This is a genomic window from Companilactobacillus paralimentarius DSM 13238 = JCM 10415 (assembly GCF_001434985.1).
Classification (GTDB): Bacteria; Bacillota; Bacilli; order Lactobacillales; family Lactobacillaceae; genus Companilactobacillus; species Companilactobacillus paralimentarius.
Genome location: NZ_AZES01000074.1, coordinates 1 through 23,048 on the forward strand (window position 1 = coordinate 1; position 23,048 = coordinate 23,048).

A 23,048-nucleotide genomic window follows, 5' to 3' on the forward strand; every position below is an offset into this window, starting at 1 on the left:
TGAAATAAGAATCTCATTCATCAGCTTTTATTTTTTGAGACTTATGTCACAGCCTCCTTTTCTGCTTTATTTGGCTTTTAAATCAGCTACTAATTGGCGATCAGGATCAACCAAAATAGTTTTTTGACCTTCAAAGATAACATACCCTGGTTTAGCACCATTAGGTTTACGAATATTTTTGATTTTAACATAATCAACTGGAACCTTGCTCGAATCACGAGCTTTAGAATAGTAGGCTGCAATTGTTGCGGCTTCAGTGATTGATTGTTCATCAGGATCACTTGTTTTCAAAATAACGTGTGAACCAGGAATATCCTTCACATGGAACCAGTAGTGATTCTTTTGTGATAATTTCATCGTCAATTGGTCGTTTTCAATATTATTTTTACCAACAATAATATCAACACCCGTTGATGATTGGAAATCTTCACCAACATGCTTCTTACGTTTCTTACGAGCATTACGACGTTTCTTCTTGATATAGCCTGAATCAACCAGTTCATCAACAATACCATCGACATCCTCAATATCTACGTATTCAAGAGATGCCAAAACTGATTCCAAATAGTTGACTTCATTCGTAGTAATATCCAATTGTTCTTGAACATGGGGTATCGAATTTTGTAACTTACGATACTTTTTATAGTAATGTTGAGCATTGTCAGAAGGGGAGTACTCTGGATTCAGTTTGATTTTTACCTCTTCATTATTGTAGTAATTAGTCAAAACAATTGAGCTAGAACCACGTTTAACTTGTGACATGTATGTCGTCAATAATTCACCATAAAGATTGTATTTAGCCATCACATCAGTCTGTGATAATTGCTTATTCAATTTTTTAATCTTAGACTTATCTTTTTTCAAAATAATATCTAAACGATGCGTAATGCTCTTGGTTTGCTGTTCAATTCGATCAACTCGAGCTTTATCTAAATAATAATTATCCAAAAGCTCACTTAAACTTGCGTAAGTATTAACTTCTGTCGTGGTATTGCTAAAACCAATAGGGAAGAAACCTAACTTGTGTTTGTCTTTAGTGTTGGCTGTATTAGGCATTAAATGATTTTCATATAAATTCATGAAATCATCTAAAGTTTGGCCAGCTGCTATAAATTTTTCCAACTCATATGATGTATCTAAACCAATACCTTCATACTTTTGACGAATATCGGCTGCCGATAAATCTTGAAGATTTTCATTTTTCGCTGAAAATGGATTGATTTTATTCTGTGCAGGCGGTAACTTATAATCGTCCCCGGGAAGAAGTCCACGGAAACTATTATTTTCTGGAGAAACACGTTTAATTAAGTCAATAATTTTTCCATTCTCTTTATTTACGAGAAAAATATTACTGTGTCGACTCATGATTTCGGTAATTAACCGATATTCATGAATATCGCCCAATTCATTTTTAGCACTCAAATCTACGATTACGATACGATCATTATTCAATTGTTTAAAATCTTGAACAATAGCACTAGTGATATACTTTCTTAGCGACATAACAAAAGTTGAAGGTTTAGCGGGATTAGCAAATGGCTGATCCGTAATCTGAACTCTTGCATATGAGGGATGAGCTGATAATAATAATTGTTGATTCTTACGGTTACTTCTAATTGTAAGGATCAATTCGTTAGCGAACGGCTGTTGAATTTTAGCAATTCTACCGCCACGGAGATTCTGATTCAATTCGTTTACCATCACATGGGTAAACATTCCGTCAAAGGACATAATTGACTTCCTTTCTATATTGCGTGATAAATTCTGAAACTTTTGCAGTGTAACAAATATAAACTCGATTGAATATGATATAATTTAATGGTTATACAATCATTATACGTAACCAAACAAGGAATTGATAAATTTATGAAAATAGCCATTGTAACAGATAGTACATCTTATTTGCCACAAGAAATAGTCGATAAATATAATATAACAGTTGTGCCAATAGAGGTAGTATTTAATACTAAAACATATCGTGAAGATATTGATATTACTACGTCTCAATTCTACAAACTCTTACATGAATCACCTGAGTTACCCTCAACGGCTCAACCTTCAATTGGTGAAATGATGAACGTGTACGACAAGCTGGCTAAAGAAGGCTATGATACCGTAATTTCAATTCATTTGGCAAGCACTATTTCTGGTTTTGTAAATAACCTTAAGAGTGCTGCTCAGACAATTGATGATATCAATGTCGTCGTTTATGATTCACATATTACTGTACGCCTAATGGGCTACCTAGCTCAAGAGGCAGCCAAAATGGCTCAAGAAGATAAACCACTTAGTGAGATTCTTGAACGTCTAGATGACTTAAGAAGCTCTATTGGTGAGTCTTTTGTGGTAAATGACTTAAAGAATTTAGTTAAAGGCGGAAGATTATCAAATACTTCTGCTGTCATTGGAACCATGTTAAATATTAAACCATTACTAGAATTTGATGATAATTATCACAAAATTGTTGCCTATGATAAAGCTCGATCCATGAAAAAGGCCAAGTTAAAAGCTGAAGAAAAATTGGCTACGGCCATGGATGAGGCTCCATATCCACTACGTTTATTGGTAATCGATGCTGACGATAAAAGGGATGGAGATCAATGGGCAAGTGAGTTGCATGATAAATACCCTGATATTACACTAGATCGTTCATACTTTGGACCCGTCATCGGTGCTCATTTAGGTAAAGATGCGTTGGCCATTGCTTGGATCAAGGATTTTGATAAAGCATAATTGAAAGCCATATGGCTTTTTTATTTTACTGAAATAATATAAAATATTTATTATAAATAATGCTTCATAAATGTTTTTATTGAGTTAAAATGAATGTATCCATTATTTTCATAGGGAAAAGGGGAGTATCATGTTTTCTAAAACTAAGAGAGCAGCTATTTTAGTAGCCGCTAGTGCACTTCTTGCAACGAGTTTGGGAGGAAATATTGTTTACGCCGATGCAACAACTTCGACTGATACAAACAATACTTCTGTTACAAACACAACTGCAGCTGATAGTAGTACTACGACTGCCAATACTGCTGATAAGGATGCAACAGTATCAACTGCTACAAATAACAACAGTGATACAAACAATCAAGTTGTGAGTCCGGCAACTAAGACACCATCTAATGATACAACAAGTACAACTAACAGTAACAGTGATACTACTTCTGCAGCTTCAACAACTGCCAAAACACAATCGACTTATAACAATATTGACATTGTAGCGGTTAAAAAAGCAATGTTAGTTGAACTAAATCGTTTGCGTGCACAAAATGACCTTCCAGCCTTGACTTCTGTAGTTACATTAAACAACTACGCTCAATCAAGAACTGATGGCTTCACAAGTACTGGTGTTGATAACCATGCTGGCTGGAATTCAGCTAACATGTATCCATATTATTTGGATGCTGAGGAAAATATTTCTCAAATGCCATATTCAATGTTAGGTACATCAGATCCAACTGCCATTGCCCAAAAGGTTACACATGAGTTTTATAGTGAAACTTATGATCCTGAACCTAATTACGGTCATAGAAAGAATATGCTTAATCCATATATTACTTATGTAGGAATTGGTGTAAGTGTTAGTTCCAATGGGATGGTTTACTTTGCACAAGAAATGGGTAATGATCAAGCATCTCATGATAAGTATGACGCTTCAGACATCTATTCATACTACTTAACTAATGAAAATGATTATGCTAATGTTTCTAAGTATGATCTTGCTGATGCTAACCGTAAGAATGCAGATTATGTTAGTCGTGATAACTATGCTGTAGCTGATATAAGAGGTGGAGTAACTACTAAGAACAAGATGACTCCTATTTACGATCGTAATGGTAATAAGCGTGTTGATCTTGTTTTAGGACCTGATACTTCATGGGCTTCAGATATTATTGCAATTATTGATGGTAATTTCTTCTATCATGTATGTACTAATGGATTTGTTGCTGCTGATGACGCTCTACCATGGGCTAAATTCTTATCAGGAACAACTGTTACAGCTACAACTACTGCCAAAGTCTACAACGACAGCGGTATCTACGCTGGATATACAGTAACTCCTGGATCTTCATGGATTGTCGATCGTCGAACTGTTAATCCAACAACTAATACTAAGATGTACCGCATCGGTACTAACGCTTGGATTCAACAAAATGAACTAACTTTAAACTAGAAATTATGAGTAAGAGGCTGTGGTAAAACAATCTCTTAATTAAAAAGTTCGATGTGAATTTGAAAAAATTCAATATCGAACTTTTTATTTTATATAGAAGTTTACATATTAGATATTTATTTGAGGTGAGATTTTAAAAATGAAATTAACTGGTTATGAAGATCTGCGCGTTCAGAGAACGATTTCAAATATATATAAAGCATTTGAAAAACTGATTTGTGAGAAAGAATATCAAAAGATTACGGTTAAGGAACTTTCCGAACTAGCTCAAATTAACAAAAAGACATTTTACCGTTACTATCCAACACTGGATGATTTATTGACAGAAATGCAAGCTAAATATGCTGAGGAATATCTAAAAGAAATAAAGGAATATCAGTATCCAAAAGATTTAGCAAAAAGTGTTAGAGCGTTTTTTACTTATTCAGCTGATCAAGGTGAAGCGTATGACAAAATAACTTCCAGTGTAGTCGGAAACTACGTAGGAATTCGCCAACAAATGATTGATAATGTAATGAATTCTACCTGGGGTGAATCCAAAAAATTTAATTTAATGACGGACTGGCAACAAAATGCTCTATTGAATTTTGTCGAGCAGACAGGATTAAACGTTTATAAACAATGGGTCAGTCAAGGTAAACAAGAACCTCTTGAAGACGTGATTGAGTCGGCTACTCTATTGATGCAGGGTGGCGTTAATAATTTTCTGAAACAGAATAAGTAATTAAAGCAGATATTTCAAATAGATATCTGCTTTTTTGATGTCCAAATTTTCAAATTGACTAACTTTATGACACTCTTTTTTGGAAAAGGTTACTTATGTCACTCTTTGAGAAATACTGCCCATTTTTTTGCTATTTAATTCATTGCATAATGAATACATCGTAAAGGAAAGCAATGAGGTAATAACAATGACTATAAAGATAAGTGAAGAAGAAAAGGTAGCTTTAGCCGTTCGTCAACAAGTACAAGGTATGGTTACTGGAGATATAGATATATTGAATAAAGTGATTGCGCCAGATGCACATTTTATTCATATCACTGGAACAGATCAGACCAAGGAAGAATGGCTACAACAAATCAAGATAGGACGCATGCATTATTTCAGTAATAAAGAAAAATTAATGCAAGTCGAGGTGAACGGTGATTTTGCAAAGGTTGTTTCCAGAAATGAACTAGATGCAAGGATTTATGGTTTTCGTAATACTTGGACTTTGGAGTCCAGAACTGAATTAACTAAAAAGAATGGTCAATGGCAAATAGTTTTGTCACAGGCTTCAATGTATTAAGGGGATATCAAAAATATGATGACAAAAAGAAGAGTGACAATAGCAACGGTCGCTTTGTTGATTGCTAATTTTATGGGTGGACTTGATGCGACGATTGTTAATACAGCATTGCCCGCAATTACTAGTGATTTAAACGGTATTAGATTAATCGGATGGATCAGTTCTATTTTCCTACTAGGAACAGCCGTTACCACTGTTCTGTGGGGACGAGTAGGGGAGATTATTGGAAAGAAACTAACTTTTCAAATCTCATTACTATTATTTGTAATTAGTTCCGTTATCGGGGGCTTATCAACAAATATGATTATGTTGATTGTTGCACGTGCTTTCATGGGAATCGGCGCTGGAGGAATGGTTTCAATTCCATTTATTATCTATGCGGATCTATATCCGAATCCATCAGAACGTGCTAGAGCACTAGGCTGGGTTACAGCTTCTTACACGCTCTCGACCGTAGTAGGACCACTAATTGGTGGTTGGTTAGTCGATACACTTTCGTGGCATTGGGTATTCTTTATTAATTTACCAATCGGAATTATTTCATTATTGATGCTTCAATTTAGTTATAAAGAAAATAGAACGGAGATAACTGACAAGTCATTTGATTATTTAAGTTCAGGAATGTTGATTTTAACACTAATTGTTCTATTATTTGCCAGTGATTCAATTGCCTCAAGTATAACAAGGGCAGTAGTTCTATTAGTAATTGGTTTGATTCTAATGGTTATTTTTTATCGAATCGAATCTTCTAAAAAGAATCCATTAGTACCAACTGAATTATTAAAGAACTGGCGGATTCAATCTCAAAACGTCATTATGTTTTTGATTAATGGTTTCTTTATTGGATATAGTGTTTATGCTCCAATGTGGTCACAAGGACTACTTGGTACCAATGCTACTTATGGTGGTTTAACACAAATCGGTGGTTCAGTTTTACTATTGCTGGGAACCAGATTGACTGCAAACTTAATGCCAAAGATATCCTACAAGAAAATCGTTATGATTGGTAGTTTCAGTATTCTAATTTCAGCTTTAGCGATGATTATTGCTACTAAGAATGCTCCATACTGGTGGTTATTAGTCAGTGGTGCATTTGAAGGGTTCGGAATGGGACTTTCATTTACACCAATGCAAGTTTCAATTCAAGATGGTGTTAGAAAAGAACTGATCAGTGTTTCAACAACATTTGGCTTGTTATTCAGAACTTTAGGACAAACATTTATGTCTGCTATTTTTGGAGCTGTTTTGAGTATCAGTACTGCTAATCAAGTTGGAGGCAAAATTACTAGCCGGATGATCAATAAATTAACTGATGCATCATCTGCTAAGACATTGCCACAAAACTTATTGCCACAATTAAGAACAATCTTATTCAACGGTATGCACACCATCATGTTCATTGGATTCGTTTTAGTAGTGGTTGCTATTATTATTAATTTCACTAGAAAAGAACCTGTTAAACAGGAACGCTAAAAATTTAATGTCACTCTTTCTTTTAAAGCGTGGCATAAGTAACTAAATAAAAAACATTGACCATTTTTTTATAGTTGATCACGCCCCATAATAGATTTTGTAAACAAAGAGAGTTAATAAAAACAGAGGAGATTTATATTATGAACACACAAGAAATTTCAGATCGTATCGAATTAAAACAATTGGTAGATTTATTTTCAAACTACTCTGACACTAAAGAAAATGACAAGCAAGTCGCACTCTTCACTGAAAACGGTGTAGTAAATATCATCAACGATGGCAAAGTTAGTTTTACTCTCAATGGTAGAAAAGAAATATTTAATGCTTTTAGTTCTTCAATGGATGAATATTCATCAGTCTTCCATATGAGTGGTCAACAAACTGTTGATTTTATTGATGAAACTCATGCCAACGGTGTGGCATATAACTATGTTGTTTTGGTTAAAACTAACGAAGAAAACAAAACAGTTACAACTAGTGAAGGTGTTAGATACCAAGATAAATACGAAAAAGTTAATGGAAAATGGTTAATTTCTGAACGAAATTCAAACTTTATCTGGCATACAGAAGATATTAAATAATCTAATTGGAGAAACTATTATGAAAAATATATTAATTATTGGAGCAACCGGTTCAATTGGAAATGCAGTAAGACAGATGTTTTTAAGAAAAACAGATGCTCAGTTAACGCTGTTTTCTAGACGAGTTAATAGATTAAAATTAAATACCTCTAGAGAAAAAGCCATTTCGGGAAGTGTAACAGATGATACTGAATTGGCATTGGCAGTAAAAAGTCAGGATTTCGTTTTCGTGGCCTTAAGTGGTGATATGAAGACATTTGCTGAACATATTGTAAAAGTTATGGATCAAGAGAATGTTCAAAGATTGGTATTCATTACAACTATGGGCATATATCAAGAGATTCCTTCTTGGTTAGGTGACTCTCCAGAACCTTATAGCAACAGTATTTTAAGACCATTCAGAGAAGCAGCTGATTTAATTGAACAATCAGACTTGAACTATACAATCGTTCGTCCCGGGTGGTATACCAATGGTCCTGTTAATTACGAAATTACACAAAAAGGTGAACCGTTTGGTGGACATGATGTTTCCAGAAATAGTATTGCCGACTATGTTGTTAAATTAAGCGAAAATAACACATTAGATAATAGATCCAGTGTGGGGATCAACGAAGGTTAGGAGAAAACTATGGATAAAAAAATTACATTAAATAATGGTATTGAAATGCCTACTCTAGGGTTTGGAGTATTTCAAATTCCTGATTATGATGAATGCAAGCAGGCCGTTTTACAAGCACTCAAAAATGGCTATCGTTTAATTGATACTGCCGCAGCTTATTTGAATGAAGGTGCTGTAGGCGAAGCAATTAAAGAAAGTGGTATCGATCGAAAAGAGATGTTCGTAACAACTAAACTTTGGGTACAAGATGCTGGTTATGAAAATACTCAAAAAGCTATTAATGCTTCACTAAAAAGATTAGGCTTGGATTATATTGATCTATATCTAATTCATCAACCACTTGGCGACGTTTATGGCTCGTGGAGAGCAATGGAGGATGCCTATAAGGCAGGAAAATTAAAATCTATTGGTGTAGCTAATTTTGAAAATGATAGATTACAAGATTTGATGATGCACAATGAAATCAAACCAGCGGTTGATCAAATTGAATTACATCCCTTCTTTGCTCAACCCGAACGTGTTCAATGGTTGTTAGATAACGATATTGTACCAGAGGCTTGGGGACCATTTGCTGAAGGGAAACAAGGTATCTTTACTAATCCTACAATCAAGAAAATTGCTGATAAGCATGGTAAAACAAATGGTCAAGTGATTTTGAGATGGTTGAACCAACGTAATATTGTTGTTATTCCTAAGTCTGTTCATGAATCTAGAATTATTGAAAATGCCGATATTTTTGATTTTACTTTGAATAATTCAGAAATGAAACAAATGGAAAATTTGGATCAAGGGGTCAGTTTGTTTGGAAATATGCACGATCCACAAACAGTTAAACAACTTGGTAGTGTTAAGTTTAATTATTAAAAGATAATTTTTATTTAAAATTAAATATATTGAAGAACGACTGGCTTATAACGGACAATTAGTTTAGATCAACGAAGCTCCAGAATCAATCGATCAGAATTTTCTTGCTCAGCGGGGTATTACTATCAGTGCTTTAAATCTAGGTGGAGCACATAGAAGTAACAGTTACTCTCAAAAAAGAGATTTAGGAATTATGGCGACTGAATTATTGAACCTAGTCGCACAGGAAAAATTAAATCCTTGTATTACTGAGATTTTGCCATTCGATCAATTAGTTAGTGGACTGGAAAAACTGTATCATCACGATACGGTTGGAAAAATTGTTGTTAAGATTTCAAAGTAAATATAGTCGATAAAAATTGATATTTTTAGGATTGGACAATTTAATTTTAAACAACTTATTTTAATTAATGTTATGTAACCTTTCGTTATGTAAATCTATAAACAAAATAAAAAAAGGATTCAGTATTGAAATTTTTACAATACCGAATCCTTTTTTTAGTTAAATTATATACGAAAAGCATCATAATCTGATTGAAATCTTATTTATCCAAAATCAATCTGATCTAACATTGCCTCACGAGATTCTTGGTCAAGTCCCAAATACGCTAAAGTCATTTGTTGGCTACTGTGATTTAACAAACGCATCACCAAACCAATGTTGTAGTTCGATTGAACGTAAACACGATAAGCACCAGTTTTTCTCATCGTATGTGTTCCAAGATAATTAATATTCAGCAAATCACCGGTCTTAGCCATCACTTTATAAAACTGTTTTTCAGTTATGTGTCGTTCAGGTCTTTGCATTGAAGGAAACAACCATTCAGAATTCACTTTATTCTCTAACAACCATTTTTGGTAAATCAATAGATCACGAGTGATAGGTTTCAAATATAGAGTATTGGGTTTTCCAGTTTTCTTATCATGGATAAATGCCGTTTTCTTCAATTCATCATATTTATCGAAAACATCATCATATTTCAAAGCTAAAACATCAGAGACTCGAAGTAGGGTAGCTTTACCGGTTTGAAAGATCGTATAATTCCTGCGACCGTATTTAAAATTTCGTAATAACGTATCTTGAACTTCACTTAAAATGTTACTGTCTTTGATTGGTAAAACTAATTGTTTCATTATTTCTCCATTCAGAACAATTGATAGTAATTTTAGAACACAATTACTTAAAATGCCGGTTTAATAGGTTTCTCGATTGTAGGGACTATTATTTAGTATATTTAATAAATAACCCCTAGGTATTAATTGTAATTTTTTTGGCTTGCTACGTCAACATTTTAAAGGGGTTATTTCTTACAAATAGCCCCTATTTTTACAATAAAGAAATGATTTTAGCAAATCTTAATTCTACGGTCAAGTTCGCTTTTTAGATGGTCAACTATATACTTTGTTTCCATAGAATGCGTCTGTCAACATAGTTTGATTTAAATACTAAAAAGAGTCCTATAGACTTCTTTTTGACTAATAATGATAGTGACATTGGATAATAATAATGGAACTTTTTGTCACAGTGTAAACAATGCGATCATTTTTACTAATTCTTCGTGCCCAGCAATTATCTAACCTATATTTCAAAAACAACGGTTTTCTGATTCCGATAAAAGATGTCGAACGATATCATCAATTGTTTTATTTAAAGCTTTTAGAACTACGACCTTGCTTTTGCCAGTATTGATGGTTTGAAAGAAAATTTATTCGATCAATTCTCGTGGGGAAAATAATTCTTTAAGAATACTTATTTCAAAAAATTCTGAAATAATCTACTTAGGGAGATGGAATCAATCAGTTCACTAGAAGAGCTTGTTGAACATGAACAGCTAATTAGTGATTACGAACAATACATCCCAGAGCGGTTGAAAAAATAGTCAGCCTTATGTATTATGATGAATACACAAGGGGGCGATATCAATTATTAATTCAGCAGATTTGAAACAAAATATTAAGCTATTTAAAAATGGTGATTCATATGCTTTTAGAATTTCAGAAAAGGACAGAGAGCTTCTCGACGCCAATATTGATACTTATTTTGAAAAAATTATATCGACGGATGGCAAAGAAATAACCTTTAAAAAGATTGAAAAAGTACGCCCCAATGTTCAAGAAACAGCTAGTAAATTGTATAGTAAACATTCTAATTTGATGAAAAGATTGGAAAACTTATAGTTTCTTTGTCTGAACGGTCAAGAAAACTACAAAAATACAGAAGAACCTCTCCAATAATCAGGAGAGGTTCTTTTTTTGCTTAAAATTGATAATGTTTTGTCTTAGAGGACTAACTTTGCTAATTCCTTCAATAGAAGTACCTAACAAATTCAAAGCTTAATTTGCACATAGTGTGAACTATAAGTTATATACTGGATCAATTATCAGATTCTTCAAATATTTTTTAAACTATTATACTAGTATTTGTAATCAAGAACGAATTATAAAAAAAGCATGATATGAACAAAAAGTTTAAGGAAGCTTTACCAGCAATTATCCTTGTTGGTATCTTAATGTTTATTAATTTTCGTTTTGGACCTAGTGATGATTCTTTGACCACTAAGAACATGAGTTATATTTCAACAGTTAAAAAAATTAGGGACAAAGAATATGGTCGGTGTTTGGATCAATCATCATGACAAAAATATTTATTTGGGCACATGGAAATTTGTTGGCAAAAGAACAATCAACTTAGTACCTTATGGAGAAAAAATTGTTTTTTTGATAAACATGATGTTAAAAAAGTCGATGCAGTTAATTATCACCACATTTTGAATAAAAAATAAGATAGGAGAGCTTTATGAAAAAAATAATTCTATTGGGAGCTACAAGTAACATTTCAAAATACTTACTTCCAATGTTACTGAAAAAATCTGACAATCAGATTACTTTATTCGCCAGGCGTGCTGAACAAAGATTGACTGAATATAAAGAAAATCCACAGATTACTTTGATCGATGATGATTGGAACAATCTATCAGACTTAAGAGAAGGTATAAAAGATCAAGATATCGTCTATATGGCAACGGGGCACATTTTATTGATACCAATCAAAATGTCGTTAAAGTTATGAAAGAAGAGAATGTTAAGCACCTGATTGTTGCGGGCGGATTAGGAATTTATGATGAAGTTGCTGGTAAGTTTGGTAAATGGAATGCAAGAATGATGGGCAATTATACCAATATAAAAAAGCTGCAGCAATCATTGATAATAGTGATTTGGATTATACGTTCTTAAGAATGACTTGGCTGTACAACCAAGATAGCAATTATAGTTATGAAATCGTTCCTCAAGGTCAACCTATGAAGGGAACTCAAATTACTAGACAAGCAGTTGCTAAATTGATTAGCAATATTATTGCCAAGCCTGATTTATATAAGTCGGAGAGCATTGGTGTAGTCGAACCTAATACTGAATGGAATAAACCATCATTTTACTAAGAATCACAAAATAATAAATGGGAGAGTATAAATATGTCAGTTGAAAATAAAGTAGTCGTAATTACAGGAGCATCATCAGGTATTGGAGAAGCAACAGCTAAATTGTTAGCTAAAAATGGTGTCAAAGTCGTTTTAGGAGCTAGACGTGAAAATCGTTTACAAGAAATCAGTCAAGATATCAAAGAAGCCGGTGGTCAAGCCGCATATAGAGTTACTGATGTTACTAACCCTGAATTATCAACCATCAAAGTACTAGGATTTTACCCATTCGAGGTTGTTATGTATATTTACCGAGAAACCTTATTATTAACAATTATCGGTATTTTGGGCGGTTATATCGGTGGTTATTATTTACATAATTATATAATGCAAACTCTGCCACCTGAAAATGCTATGGCAAAATTGAACCTATTATGGAGTAATTTTACTATTTCTGGAATTCTGACATTAATTTTCTCCGCAATAGTCATGTTCTTAATGGCTCGAAAGATCAATCGTGTCGATATGCTTGAAGCACTAAAATCAGTCGATTGATTAGTAACTAGAGAAATAGAATTTAATGTTATCGATATTTCGAAAAAAGATAAATCAAATTAAAATGAACAAATAAAAAGAGACTATCCAATAAATTATTAAAGGACAGTCCCTGACCCAAATTGCTGGAGTTGCTCCATCTTTTTTTCTTAAAGAACTGCGAACCGTAGTTCGACTAAGTCTTCAAAATGAATCATAACCAAGATCAATCATCAAACACTAGATGTTTTTTACCTAGCATTGAAAAGAAGAAGTATATCAACAAAGAGGTTTTCTTATGCTTCAAGCATATTTAACATGTAACTCGATCCCATTTAGGGTTAGACAACTACTTCAATAAGTAGGAGGTCCATTTTAAACCACACAGCCACATCGGCTTCAATTCAGTCCTTCAAGTTAAAAAAACGTATTGTTCATCTTGAACTTTAAAGACCTGTAATCTTATATAAGAATTACAACCAAATATTATTTTCTGCCCCAACACAGGGAAGAAACATACTGATAAAAGAGGTCCTTTATGCCCTAAGCACAATTTTATAATAGCGCCCTGAGGTCTCAGGGTAAACTTCTAGACGTAGACACTTTGAATATTCTCTCAAGCCTGGTTATATCAATGATTTAATCTAATTGAAGTGAAGCCTGCAATCGTTTGATAAATAGTTGATCAACTTTTGAAAGCACAGTATTTTTCTTCCAGACCACTGTAATTGGTTCTGTCAATTCAGGCTCCAATGGTCGAAAAACTAACTCTTCATTGTTGTTTTCATTTAAAAGGTGCTTGAAGGTCATCATGTAAGAGTGACTACTCTCAACCAACAGTTCCGCATTGAAGGCTAAAGTGAATGTACCGGTGATATTCATTTGTGGTCCTAAGTTTCCCCACCAATTGTCAAAACGATTACTAGTCATAGCTTGGGATGAGATCAACAACGGCAAACCTAGCAAGTCCTTTGGTGTAACGACTTGGTTTAAGGCGAGTAGGGAATCTTGTCTCATGACTACGCCCCATTGATCAATTTCAGGAATTTGCAAATAATTAAAATCGCTTAAATCTCGTTCACCCATGAAAACAGCAAAATCCAAAGTACCATTATTTAATTTACTTTCCATCTCATTAGCGTCTCCACTGACCAAATGAACCTTAACATCAGGATAATCTTGATTAATATTTCCCATAACATCAATAATTCGTTTCATACTGACACTCTCACCAGCACCAATCGTCAAATCTCCACCAATCACTTGATCCGTCAAAATGTTAGCTGTAGTTTTATCTGCTAAATCAATGATTTCACTGGCTTTGGAACTAAGGTATTCGCCTTCGGAGGTCAAAGTGATCTGTCGATGTCCACGAATAAATAATTTTGCACCTAATTCATTTTCTAAATCCGACAATTGTTTGGATAGCGCCGGTTGAGAAATAAGCAGTTTCTCGGCAGCCTTAGTAATATTCTTCTCTTGAACAACGGCTAAAAAGTATCGTAATACACGTAATTCCATCATTACTTCTCCTATAACTTTTAATTATGCTTATCTATATTTTAGAAGTATTTCAAATATATAGCAAATTCTTTTATACTATAGTCATTCAGTTGAAAGGGGCACATAAGATGACATGTCAAACAGATTTATTCAAGCTTGATTCTCGTCTAGTAGATCAAAACCAACGTTTATTGCAACATTTAAATACTGGTCGTACTTGTTCACGGGAAACCAATCAGTTGCTAAGCGAAATATTTGGTTATCAGTTAGATCCAACTAATGAAATTAGATTACCATTTCATACTGATTATGGTCGCAATATTAAACTTGGAAAGAACATTTTTATTAATTGCAACGTCACAATGATTGATATTGGAACTATCAAAATTGGGGATGATGTGATCATTGGCCCTGATACAACTTTACTGACTACCGATTACTCCACTTCGAAAAAAAGCCAATTGTAATTGGAGAAAATGTCAACATTGGTGGTCATGTAACAATTTTACCCGGCGTCACAATAGGCCAGGGGGCCATCATTATTGCTGGTTCAGTTGTAACAACCGACATCGAGGAAAACGTAACTGTTTCAGGCAACCCAGCACACATCATCAAAGAAGGGAACAAATAAATGAATATAGAAAATAAAGTTATTGTTATTACTGGGGCATCCAGTGGAATTGGAGCCGCAACAACCAGAGAATTAGCTAAGCACCATGCAAAATTAGTTATCGGTGCTAGAAGGTTGGACCGCTTAAATAATTTAAAAGCTGAATTTCCAGATGAACAAATCATTACTCAAAGTGTTGATGTCACTAAATTTGAAGAAGTTCAGGCCTTGGTCGATACGGCTAATGAGAAATTTGGACATATTGATGTTTTGTACAATAATGCAGGTATAATGCCAGTTAATGCATTAATTAATCGTGCTCGTGACGAATGGCAACAGATTTTAAATGTTAATATCATTGGCGTATTAAATGGAATTGCGGCTGTTCTACCAACTATGGTCAAGCAGAAATCAGGTCATATCATTGCAACTGATTCCGTAGCTGGACATGTAGTTGTTCCTAATCTAGCCGTCTATAATGGTTCTAAGTTTGCAGTTAGAGCAATCATGGAAGGATTACGTCAAGAACAGCACAACAACAATATTCGAACAACCATAGTTTCACCGGGTTCAGTTTCTACAGAATTATATAAATCAATTAAAAATCCTGATAATCAAAAAGCTGAAATAGAAGTAGAGAATCAAATTGGTTTATCCGCGGAAAATATTGCTAAATCCGTCGTTTTTGCAATTGATTCCCCAGACAACATGGACGTCAACGAAATTATCATTCGTCCCATCAAACAAGATATATAATGAGAAGAAAAGAGAAAATAAATTATGAGTAAATTAGCAAATGACACAAGAGTTTTCAAAATTAATCCCGAAATTGACGTACAAAACGTTCGTTTTAAAAATCGCTTTGGCTTTATCTTGGCAGGGCATCTATACCTACCATTGAACTTTGATAGTAATAAACAATACCCAGCCATTGTTATTTCAGGACCATTCGGTGCGGTCAAAGAACAATCAAGCGGTCTTTACGCTCAAACATTAGCTGAAAAAGGCTTTGTTACTGTAGCTTTTGATCAGTCAACTACTGGAGAAAGTTCTGGTAGTGTTAGAAATGTTGCCTCACCAGATATCTTTGTCGAAGATTTCTCCGCTGCGGTTGACTTCATTGGACTTCAAAAGTTCATTGACCGAGAGAGAATCGGTGCTATTGGTATCTGTGGTTTGGGTAGTCATGTTTTAACTGCGGTATCAATCGATGTTCGTATCAAAGCTGTCGCCACATCAGTTATGTATGATATGTCCGATTCTATGTGGATGGGATTAAATAATTCTAAGACTGAGAAACAACGTGAAATCGAAAAGCAAACTTTGGCAAACCAACGTTGGGAAGATGCTGAAAAGGGTACATCTGCTACCGGATTACACGAATTACCATTTGATGGAAATGACAAACCACTTTAATCAGATACTCTATTCCCAGAAAACTTACCAGCTAGTGCTGACTCTGTAACAAAAGAGTTCTTTAATTACTATCGTGGTCATGCTTTCCATCCCCGTTCAGTTAATTCAGCTTCAGCTTGGACTGCTACAACTCCATGGAGTTATTACAATTTCCATTTGCAAGAACATATTGAAACAATTTCTCCACGACCAGTCCTTATCGTTACCGGTGAAAAAGCTCATTCACGTTATATGTCCGAAGAATCATATAACCGTTTGAAAGATCCAAAAGAGTTAGTTATTGTTCCAGGTGCTACACACACTGACTTATATGATCAAATGAATTTGATTCCATTTGATAAATTTGCTAGCTTCTTTAAGGAAAATCTTTAATTAGTTATTTCTTTGTGTACAAGCAACTTCAAAAAAATACTACTATCATTTTAAAACAGCTTTACCTGCCAAGCAAAAAATTTGGTATCAGTAATCCTAGTACAGATGATGTACTTCATCGTATTCGAAAAATTGAACATGATTTCTAACAACAAAAACTCCTTACAGATAAATTGTAAGGAGTTTTATTATTCTTGTAAAAGCAGAAAAGTGATTTTGAAAGGTAACAAAAGAGTATTCTCCGGACCATTAAAATTTTATTAGTTACTTATTAACACTATTAAGATAAAATATTATATATTAATCATATAAGAAGCAGTTAATTAGTTTTTAAATACTGTATTGAAAGGGATGTGAGAAAATTGGTCTTTCTAACTTTGATTAAATATCAAAAAACATCAGATAGATATAATTAGGAGAAATATTAAATGCTAGATGAAAATTCGTACCAAAATGATGAAGAATCCCAAGCGGATCTTCCCCCGAGTCACAAGGAAACAATTTGGAAATTAAATGAGGCACAGTTAAAAAAGATATATGGAACTGACCTTGAAAATGGATTAACAGTTGCTGAAGCTGAAAAGCGTCTTAAAGAGAATGGCAAAAATGAGTTAGAAGCCAAGAAGGTTTCTAAGTTCGTTCAATTCATTAAACAATTCAACAATAGTATCATTTATATCTTAGCTGCTGCAGCCATTATGACTTTCTTAATGCATCGTTATTCCGATTCAATTGTTATTGGATTAGTCATTATTGCCAACGCTATTATTGGTTATATTCAGGAACAGCAAGCCGGTAACGCTCTGGAAAAAATTCGAGAAATGTTGGTCTCTAAGAACTTTGTCTTTAGAGATGGCGAAAAATTGGAATTGGATGCTCGTGATTTAGTTGTTGGAGATTTAGTTAACCTAGAAGCCGGGGATGCTGTTCCAGCTGATATGCGACTAATTTCCGCCGATAACTTAAGTATTCAAGAATCTGTTTTAACTGGTGAAACCAACCCGGTCAATAAGATTGAGGAACCAATGGATGCGGACAAGTTGCCATTAGCTGAACGTCAGAATATGGTTTTTGCTTCAACCGCTGTTACTAGTGGTTCTGGACTAGGTATTGTTATTGCTACTGCTGGTGATACTGAAATTGGTAAAATTCAAGATTCTGTTGAAACAGTTAAAGAGAAGCCAACACCACTAATGCGTAACTTGAACTCATTGGGCTTCGGTTTGTCAGTTGCCATTGTGATTATTGCGGTACTTTTGTTCGTAGTTGGGTACTTCCTTGATACTTATAGTTTGCCAACTTTATTGATCTCGGTTATCACTATGGTGGTTGGTTCTATGCCTGAAGGATTACCTGCAAGTACTTCAGTTGTTTTGGCCATGGGGACACGTAAGATGACCAAACGTAAGGTAATTGTCAAGTCATTACCCGCAGTTGAAACTTTAGGTGCTGTTGATATTGTTAATACTGATAAGACTGGTACCTTAACTAAAAACGAAATGACTGTTAAAAAAGCTGTTACCCCAGAACACACTTTCAGTATTACTGGTGTCGGCTATGATGCTAATGGTGGTCTTGATTTCAATGGTGAATTGGAACTAGGTACTGAAAAATATGACTGGCAAAAAGATGAAGGTATGAAGTGGTTGGTCAATATCGCTGGTCAAACTACTGACGCCCAACTACATTTTGAAAATAATCGTTGGGAATTAACTGGTGAACCGACTGATGGTGCTTTAACAACACTCTACCGTAAGCTTACTGGGAAAGATCCTGAAGTAAACGAAATCGATTCTTTACCATTTGACTCAGCCTTTCGTTATTCGGCTCGACTAGTCGATTTTGACAATCAGAGAATTCTCATGGTTAAAGGATCGCCAACAACTATCATTAATGCTTCTAAACAGGGCACTGATGAAACTTATTGGAACGAAAAAATCACAGAATTATCAACTGATGGTCTTAGAGTTGTAGCTTTGGCCTATAAAACAGTTGATTCGTCTGTTGATAATATTTCTAAGGATCTTATCGAGAACCTTAATATGGCAGGTATGGTTGGGATCATTGATCCGCCTCGTGAAGAAGCTAGAAAATCAATTCATGAATTAAGAATGGCCGGTATAAAAGTCAAAATGATCACTGGTGACCATCCTGATACTGCTTCTGCCATTGCTAAAAAGTTAGATCTAGATTCCGTTGTTAAAGCCATTACTGGTCCGGAAATTGACGCTATGTCCGATGAAGAATTAAAAGACAAGATTGATGACTATAACGTTTTTGCAAGGACAACTCCTGCTAACAAATTACGTATTGTTAGAGCACAACAAGCTAATGATCACGTTGTCTCCATGACAGGGGATGGTGTCAATGATGCACCAGCTTTGAAACAAGCAGATATTGGTGTTGCTATGGGTATTAAGGGTACCGAAGTTGCTAAAGAATCAGCTAACATGGTTCTAGCCGATGATGACTTCTCCGATATCGTTGTAGCCGTACGTGAAGGGCGCCATGTCTTCGATAACATCCGTAAAACAATCCGTTTCTTATTACCAACTAGTTTTGCTGAAGGTTTAATTGTTGTTATCAGTATTTTAATGGGACAAGAATTACCACTTTATCCAGCACAATTACTTTGGATCAATATGGTTTCAGCTTTAACGATTCAATTTGCTTTCATCTTTGAACCACCGGAAGCCGGAATTATGGCACGTGGTCCGAGAAATGTTAAAGCAGGATTATTGACCAAACTAGACACCTTTGAAATAATTTATGTTTCATTATTAATTTCTGGATTAGGCATTTGGGCCTTTGATTTCTTAACTGGTAAAGGTTTGCCAGCAATTGTAGGTAGTACAATGGCATTGAATATCATTATTTTTGGTAAGATCTTCTATCTGTTCAACTTAAGAAATGATCATCCGGTCATTTCTAAATACTTCTTCCAAAATAAGATGGCCTTCATAATTGTTGCAATCTTAATCGTTCTACAGTTAGGAATTATCTACTTGCCATTTATGCAATCAATCTTTGAAACAACTAATATCAATTTCTATTACGGCTGGTTTATCCCAATCATGGCTGGTGTTATTGTTCTAGCCATTACTGAACTAGGAAAATTCATTCGCTTTAGAGTTTTGAAAAAAACAATTCACTAACAAAAAAATCACTCTCAATCTTATCTATTTTTAGATTGAGGGTGATTTTTTCTGTAATAATCGTATTATCTTCATCAAAAACTCTTCAACATTGCTACATAAAAATCAAGGAAGAATCAAGCCAATGAATTAACAGCTCAAATAATTCACTAATATTAAATGAAATAGGAAAACAAATATGTCTGACTATATTTATTTACAGTTTAAAAATACTTGACTGTACTCCCCAACTTAAGAGGAACAAATCCATAATGAGAATACTTATCTATCGTTTTCGAATCGACTTTCTTTAATTGTGGTTCAATGAACTTAAATATATCGCTATATTCACCTGGTAACCCTGAAATACGTTGCTTGAGATTTAAAGTTAAATCGGCTTGTAATAGAGCTGACCTTAAGCCAAGCAGTACCTTAATATAATCCTCATCATTGTTTAAAGCTGTGTAATACTTCAATAACTCTTTTCTAAAGTTTCCATATTTATTATTTTGAACATTATTATAAGCGGTATCGATTAAACGCATCAATTCTGTCTTTTCATCAGCCATAATTTCATTCTCCTTACGATATAACCATTTTTCTTCATGAATAGGGTGATCAGACCAATTATTATTTACTTTCGATTCAATCAAATTAAATTTTAATTTTCTATATAGATTCCGTGCTCCTGTGAGCTCATCAACTGTCCAAAGGTAGACTTCATCAATATTATCCAATTTGATTTGATCTATTAAGGTATTCAAAAGCTTAGTTCCAATTCCTAATCCTTGGTAGTCCGGATCAACGGCAAACCAACGTAACTGATATTTGCCATTGGCATCTTGCACTAGAGAAACTGTTCCAACTCTTCGACTACCTAATTGTGCGATCCAGATAAGGCTTTTTGATGAGTCATCCGCTAATTCGGCTAAAGTCTGTAAGACATACCTATGAAAAATTGAATTAAACGGTATTTCAGTAGAATAAATTCGACTATGTAAATCGGCAATAAAGCCTAAATCAGTCATATTACCACGACGAACCTTAATATCTTCTGTTTGCTGAAAAAGCATCTGTGCTTCAGATACGTCATTAGCAATAATTTCTAAAACAGAAGGGGTATAATCTTTAAAAATATTCTTTAAATAGTCTCTCGCTTTGTCAGCAAGTTCTTTATGCAGCTCTTCACCAGTACTAGTTAAATCTAAAAGGTAATGCCGTCTGTCCTCAGGATTGAGAGTACGTTTCAAAATACCTTTTTTTTCCAACTTTGTCAGCATCTTACTTAGCTGGCCCTTATCAAAACCTAATTCGTTTTGAATGTCGGTAGCTGTACTAGATTGATGGAAGTGCAAAAAAGCCATAACCCGAGCTTCATTCATTGAGGGAAAGCCTTGATATAATTCCTTTTCAAAACGATTAAAGTAATTAGCATAAAAACGGTTGAAATCTCTAATTTTTTCAATATCTTTATTCATAGAAATACCATCCTTTACAAAGTAAGTATAGAACAACTAGTTGACATATTCAACTGTTGATTTTAGAAACTTTTATTTGAAAATTTTCAGAGAAAATTCATTTTATGTATGTGAAAACAAGTTTCAAATTTACCTATAATTCTTTATCAAGCAGCTCTGGATGATAGGCCATTATACGAGTGGTTCAAAACAAAGGAACTGAATATTGTCGGGACTTTTCTAATAGCAAATATATTTGTGTAATCCATAAATATCTATTTTTAGAAATCACATAATTGACGTACTTAAAAGCGTACCTTATAATGTGTCTTAGTTAAAAAGGAGGTATTAGAATCACATGCAAAGAATGGTCAATCCAACTCAAGCGCGTAAAGATTTTTACAAGATAATTAAATCAGTGAATGAAGATTCTACTCCGATTGAAATCAATGGTAGATCTGAAGATGACAGTGCTGTAATTATGAGTTCTAGAGATTACAAGGCACTACAAGAAACACTCTACCTCATGAATGATGGTACTCTTAATAAAGTACACAAAGCCGTAAATGATGACTCTGGAGATATGGATATTACTAATGGTGTTGATTGGGATAGAATCTAATGTCTAAATACCAAGTAAGGTTTCGCAAGTCATCTAACGGTGATTTAAAAAAGTTAAAACATAGTTTATTACGGAAAAAATTCGATGAAATAGTCCAAAAGTTATCAAAGAATCCATATGATCCTTCTGATGGCTTTGAAAAATTGGTTCCACCGGAAAATAACTTTTATTCTCGAAGGCTTAACATTCAACATAGAGTGGTTTACTCAGTTGATGAAGAACAAAAGATAGTTTATATCTATTCGGCATGGAACCATTATGAATAATCTTTTAGATAAAAACTAAAAATTAAATTTTTCAAATTAGTTATGCAAAGTATTATTAAATAATAAATTGGATTTGGTATAATTGCAGGCCCAATAAATATATTGGCCGCTTCTAATTTTAGCAGATCATTACTTACATCGTCACAAAGTGTCATTAGCGTAGTGAGACAAATAGGCTCGGCTTTAGGTGTATCCCCCATATTTTTATCAATGATGAGTTCAAATATAAAGGCTTTAAGGATTATAGATCTAACTAAATTTAATCATGCATATCTATCGATATATAATATATTTTCTTTTGTTAATATCTAAAAGTTGAAAATTGTATATTTTACAAAACCCCGGCATGACGGGGTATTTAAGAATTGAAAGTTCTATTTGATTATATAGCACTAAAAAATCTCTAAATGTTACAATTTTACTTAGCCTGCGCAGCAAAGTCATTAGAAGACCGAACTTAAAGATCCACCTCGTTCCAATGATCCTACAGATTTCATTTATCAGGCTATAGCTGGTGCCAAATCATTTTCACTGGTTTTTAAGTCCCGTTATAATCACAGTCCTTTAGTTTATCGAAAGGAATTATTAATTAGAAATTCTACATAAAAGACAAGCCTTACATTATTAGTCCTCATAGAATAATTTAACTTATTTTTTGAATGACGAATTTACAATTGAAGTGCAACGAGTAAGAAGAAAATAAAAAAGAACTCAT

24 protein-coding genes and 3 pseudogenes are annotated in these 23,048 nt (G+C 34.0%); 22 read left to right on the top strand and 5 right to left on the bottom strand.

The genetic code is table 11. The features are described 5' to 3' along the window. Positions 1-66: 66 nt before the first annotated feature. Positions 67-1,731 carry an Rqc2 family fibronectin-binding protein gene (locus FD33_RS06860; RefSeq protein WP_025086383.1) on the bottom strand — a complete coding sequence of 555 codons (1,665 nt, stop codon included), beginning with the start codon at positions 1,729-1,731 and terminating at the stop codon, positions 67-69. A gap of 135 nt (positions 1,732-1,866) precedes the next feature. On the opposite strand from FD33_RS06860, the gene FD33_RS06865 reads away from it, so the two are divergent. From FD33_RS06865 to FD33_RS12660, 9 genes are all read left to right on the top strand, one after another. Further along, entirely contained in the window at positions 1,867-2,733 is an 867-nt protein-coding gene (locus FD33_RS06865) for a DegV family protein (RefSeq protein ID WP_025086382.1), read from the top strand. A 130-nt stretch (positions 2,734-2,863) separates the two neighbouring features. Continuing rightward, positions 2,864-4,177, top strand: coding sequence for a CAP domain-containing protein (locus tag FD33_RS06870; protein WP_025085766.1), 1,314 nt, complete (start codon positions 2,864-2,866; stop codon positions 4,175-4,177). Positions 4,178-4,316: 139 nt separating this feature from the next. Continuing rightward, positions 4,317-4,901, top strand: coding sequence for a TetR/AcrR family transcriptional regulator (locus FD33_RS06875; RefSeq protein WP_025085767.1), 585 nt, complete (start codon positions 4,317-4,319; stop codon positions 4,899-4,901). 187 nt (positions 4,902-5,088) lie between these two features. Then, entirely contained in the window at positions 5,089-5,466 is a 378-nt protein-coding gene (locus tag FD33_RS06880; RefSeq protein WP_025085768.1) for a nuclear transport factor 2 family protein, read from the top strand. Positions 5,467-5,481: 15 nt separating this feature from the next. Next, positions 5,482-6,939, top strand: a complete 1,458-nt coding sequence (locus FD33_RS06885) for an MFS transporter (protein ID WP_051564256.1) — start codon at positions 5,482-5,484, stop codon at positions 6,937-6,939. A gap of 140 nt (positions 6,940-7,079) precedes the next feature. Continuing rightward, positions 7,080-7,520: a nuclear transport factor 2 family protein gene (locus tag FD33_RS06890; RefSeq protein ID WP_034544300.1), complete on the top strand. Its 441-nt coding sequence runs from the start codon at positions 7,080-7,082 to the stop codon at positions 7,518-7,520. 19 nt (positions 7,521-7,539) lie between these two features. Continuing rightward, complete coding sequence (locus FD33_RS06895) at positions 7,540-8,139, top strand: NAD(P)H-binding protein (RefSeq protein ID WP_025085771.1); 600 nt, start codon at positions 7,540-7,542, stop codon at positions 8,137-8,139. 9 nt (positions 8,140-8,148) lie between these two features. After that, complete coding sequence (locus tag FD33_RS06900) at positions 8,149-9,003, top strand: aldo/keto reductase (RefSeq protein ID WP_025085772.1); 855 nt, start codon at positions 8,149-8,151, stop codon at positions 9,001-9,003. Between the two features lie 124 nt (positions 9,004-9,127). Beyond that, on the top strand, positions 9,128-9,346 hold the full coding sequence (locus FD33_RS12660; RefSeq protein WP_268870504.1) for a zinc-binding dehydrogenase: 219 nt from the start codon (positions 9,128-9,130) through the stop codon (positions 9,344-9,346). A gap of 203 nt (positions 9,347-9,549) precedes the next feature. On the opposite strand, the gene FD33_RS06905 is transcribed toward FD33_RS12660, so the two are convergent. Together FD33_RS06905 and FD33_RS12900 are read right to left on the bottom strand one after the other, a co-directional pair. Then, positions 9,550-10,137 (bottom strand): site-specific integrase, encoded by a 588-nt coding sequence (locus FD33_RS06905; protein WP_025085773.1) that lies wholly within the window; start codon positions 10,135-10,137, stop codon positions 9,550-9,552. A gap of 342 nt (positions 10,138-10,479) precedes the next feature. Then, entirely contained in the window at positions 10,480-10,617 is a 138-nt protein-coding gene (locus tag FD33_RS12900) for a type II toxin-antitoxin system YoeB family toxin (RefSeq protein ID WP_148299181.1), read from the bottom strand. A gap of 327 nt (positions 10,618-10,944) precedes the next feature. Between FD33_RS12900 and FD33_RS06910 the strand changes: the two genes are divergently transcribed. The 5 genes and pseudogenes from FD33_RS06910 to FD33_RS06925 form a co-directional block, all read left to right on the top strand. Then, the gene (locus tag FD33_RS06910) at positions 10,945-11,181 is read left to right on the top strand and encodes an AbrB family transcriptional regulator (RefSeq protein WP_227005204.1); all 237 of its coding nucleotides are present in this window, start codon (positions 10,945-10,947) and stop codon (positions 11,179-11,181) included. Between the two features lie 278 nt (positions 11,182-11,459). Continuing rightward, on the top strand, positions 11,460-11,639 hold the full coding sequence (locus FD33_RS06915) for a hypothetical protein (RefSeq protein WP_025085775.1): 180 nt from the start codon (positions 11,460-11,462) through the stop codon (positions 11,637-11,639). A gap of 161 nt (positions 11,640-11,800) precedes the next feature. Beyond that, positions 11,801-12,440 (top strand): annotated as a pseudogene (locus FD33_RS13105) (NAD(P)H-binding protein). A 33-nt stretch (positions 12,441-12,473) separates the two neighbouring features. Continuing rightward, positions 12,474-12,674, top strand: a pseudogene (locus tag FD33_RS12905) (SDR family oxidoreductase); the annotation flags it as partial. Between the two features lie 9 nt (positions 12,675-12,683). Beyond that, positions 12,684-12,974: pseudogene (locus FD33_RS06925) on the top strand (FtsX-like permease family protein); the annotation flags it as partial. A gap of 618 nt (positions 12,975-13,592) precedes the next feature. On the opposite strand, the gene FD33_RS06930 reads toward FD33_RS06925, so the two are convergent. Continuing rightward, complete coding sequence (locus FD33_RS06930) at positions 13,593-14,474, bottom strand: LysR family transcriptional regulator (protein ID WP_025085777.1); 882 nt, start codon at positions 14,472-14,474, stop codon at positions 13,593-13,595. Positions 14,475-14,584: 110 nt separating this feature from the next. On the opposite strand from FD33_RS06930, the gene FD33_RS06935 reads away from it, so the two are divergent. The 6 genes from FD33_RS06935 (at position 14,585) to FD33_RS06950 (ending at position 20,009) form a co-directional block, all read left to right on the top strand. Further along, positions 14,585-14,923 (top strand): LbetaH domain-containing protein, encoded by a 339-nt coding sequence (locus FD33_RS06935; protein ID WP_227005203.1) that lies wholly within the window; start codon positions 14,585-14,587, stop codon positions 14,921-14,923. Positions 14,924-14,958: 35 nt separating this feature from the next. Next, positions 14,959-15,087, top strand: a complete 129-nt coding sequence (locus FD33_RS12915; RefSeq protein ID WP_234031739.1) for an LbetaH domain-containing protein — start codon at positions 14,959-14,961, stop codon at positions 15,085-15,087. After that, the gene (locus FD33_RS06940; RefSeq protein WP_025085778.1) at positions 15,088-15,822 is read left to right on the top strand and encodes an SDR family oxidoreductase; all 735 of its coding nucleotides are present in this window, start codon (positions 15,088-15,090) and stop codon (positions 15,820-15,822) included. Positions 15,823-15,846: 24 nt separating this feature from the next. After that, entirely contained in the window at positions 15,847-16,482 is a 636-nt protein-coding gene (locus tag FD33_RS13185; RefSeq protein ID WP_227005202.1) for an alpha/beta hydrolase, read from the top strand. Between the two features lie 156 nt (positions 16,483-16,638). After that, entirely contained in the window at positions 16,639-16,854 is a 216-nt protein-coding gene (locus FD33_RS13190; RefSeq protein ID WP_227005201.1) for an alpha/beta hydrolase, read from the top strand. Between the two features lie 428 nt (positions 16,855-17,282). Next, positions 17,283-20,009: an HAD-IC family P-type ATPase gene (locus FD33_RS06950; RefSeq protein WP_025086222.1), complete on the top strand. Its 2,727-nt coding sequence runs from the start codon at positions 17,283-17,285 to the stop codon at positions 20,007-20,009. Between the two features lie 203 nt (positions 20,010-20,212). Here the strand turns inward: FD33_RS06950 and FD33_RS06955 are convergent, their stop codons facing one another. After that, entirely contained in the window at positions 20,213-21,466 is a 1,254-nt protein-coding gene (locus FD33_RS06955; protein ID WP_025086223.1) for a bifunctional helix-turn-helix transcriptional regulator/GNAT family N-acetyltransferase, read from the bottom strand. A gap of 337 nt (positions 21,467-21,803) precedes the next feature. Between FD33_RS06955 and FD33_RS06960 the strand changes: the two genes are divergently transcribed. Together FD33_RS06960 and FD33_RS06965 are read left to right on the top strand one after the other, a co-directional pair. Further along, positions 21,804-22,067, top strand: coding sequence for a type II toxin-antitoxin system Phd/YefM family antitoxin (locus tag FD33_RS06960; RefSeq protein ID WP_051564325.1), 264 nt, complete (start codon positions 21,804-21,806; stop codon positions 22,065-22,067). After that, positions 22,067-22,333 (top strand): Txe/YoeB family addiction module toxin, encoded by a 267-nt coding sequence (locus FD33_RS06965; protein WP_025086225.1) that lies wholly within the window; start codon positions 22,067-22,069, stop codon positions 22,331-22,333. Before FD33_RS06960 ends, FD33_RS06965 begins: the two co-directional genes overlap by 1 nt. Positions 22,334-23,048 lie beyond the last annotated feature (715 nt).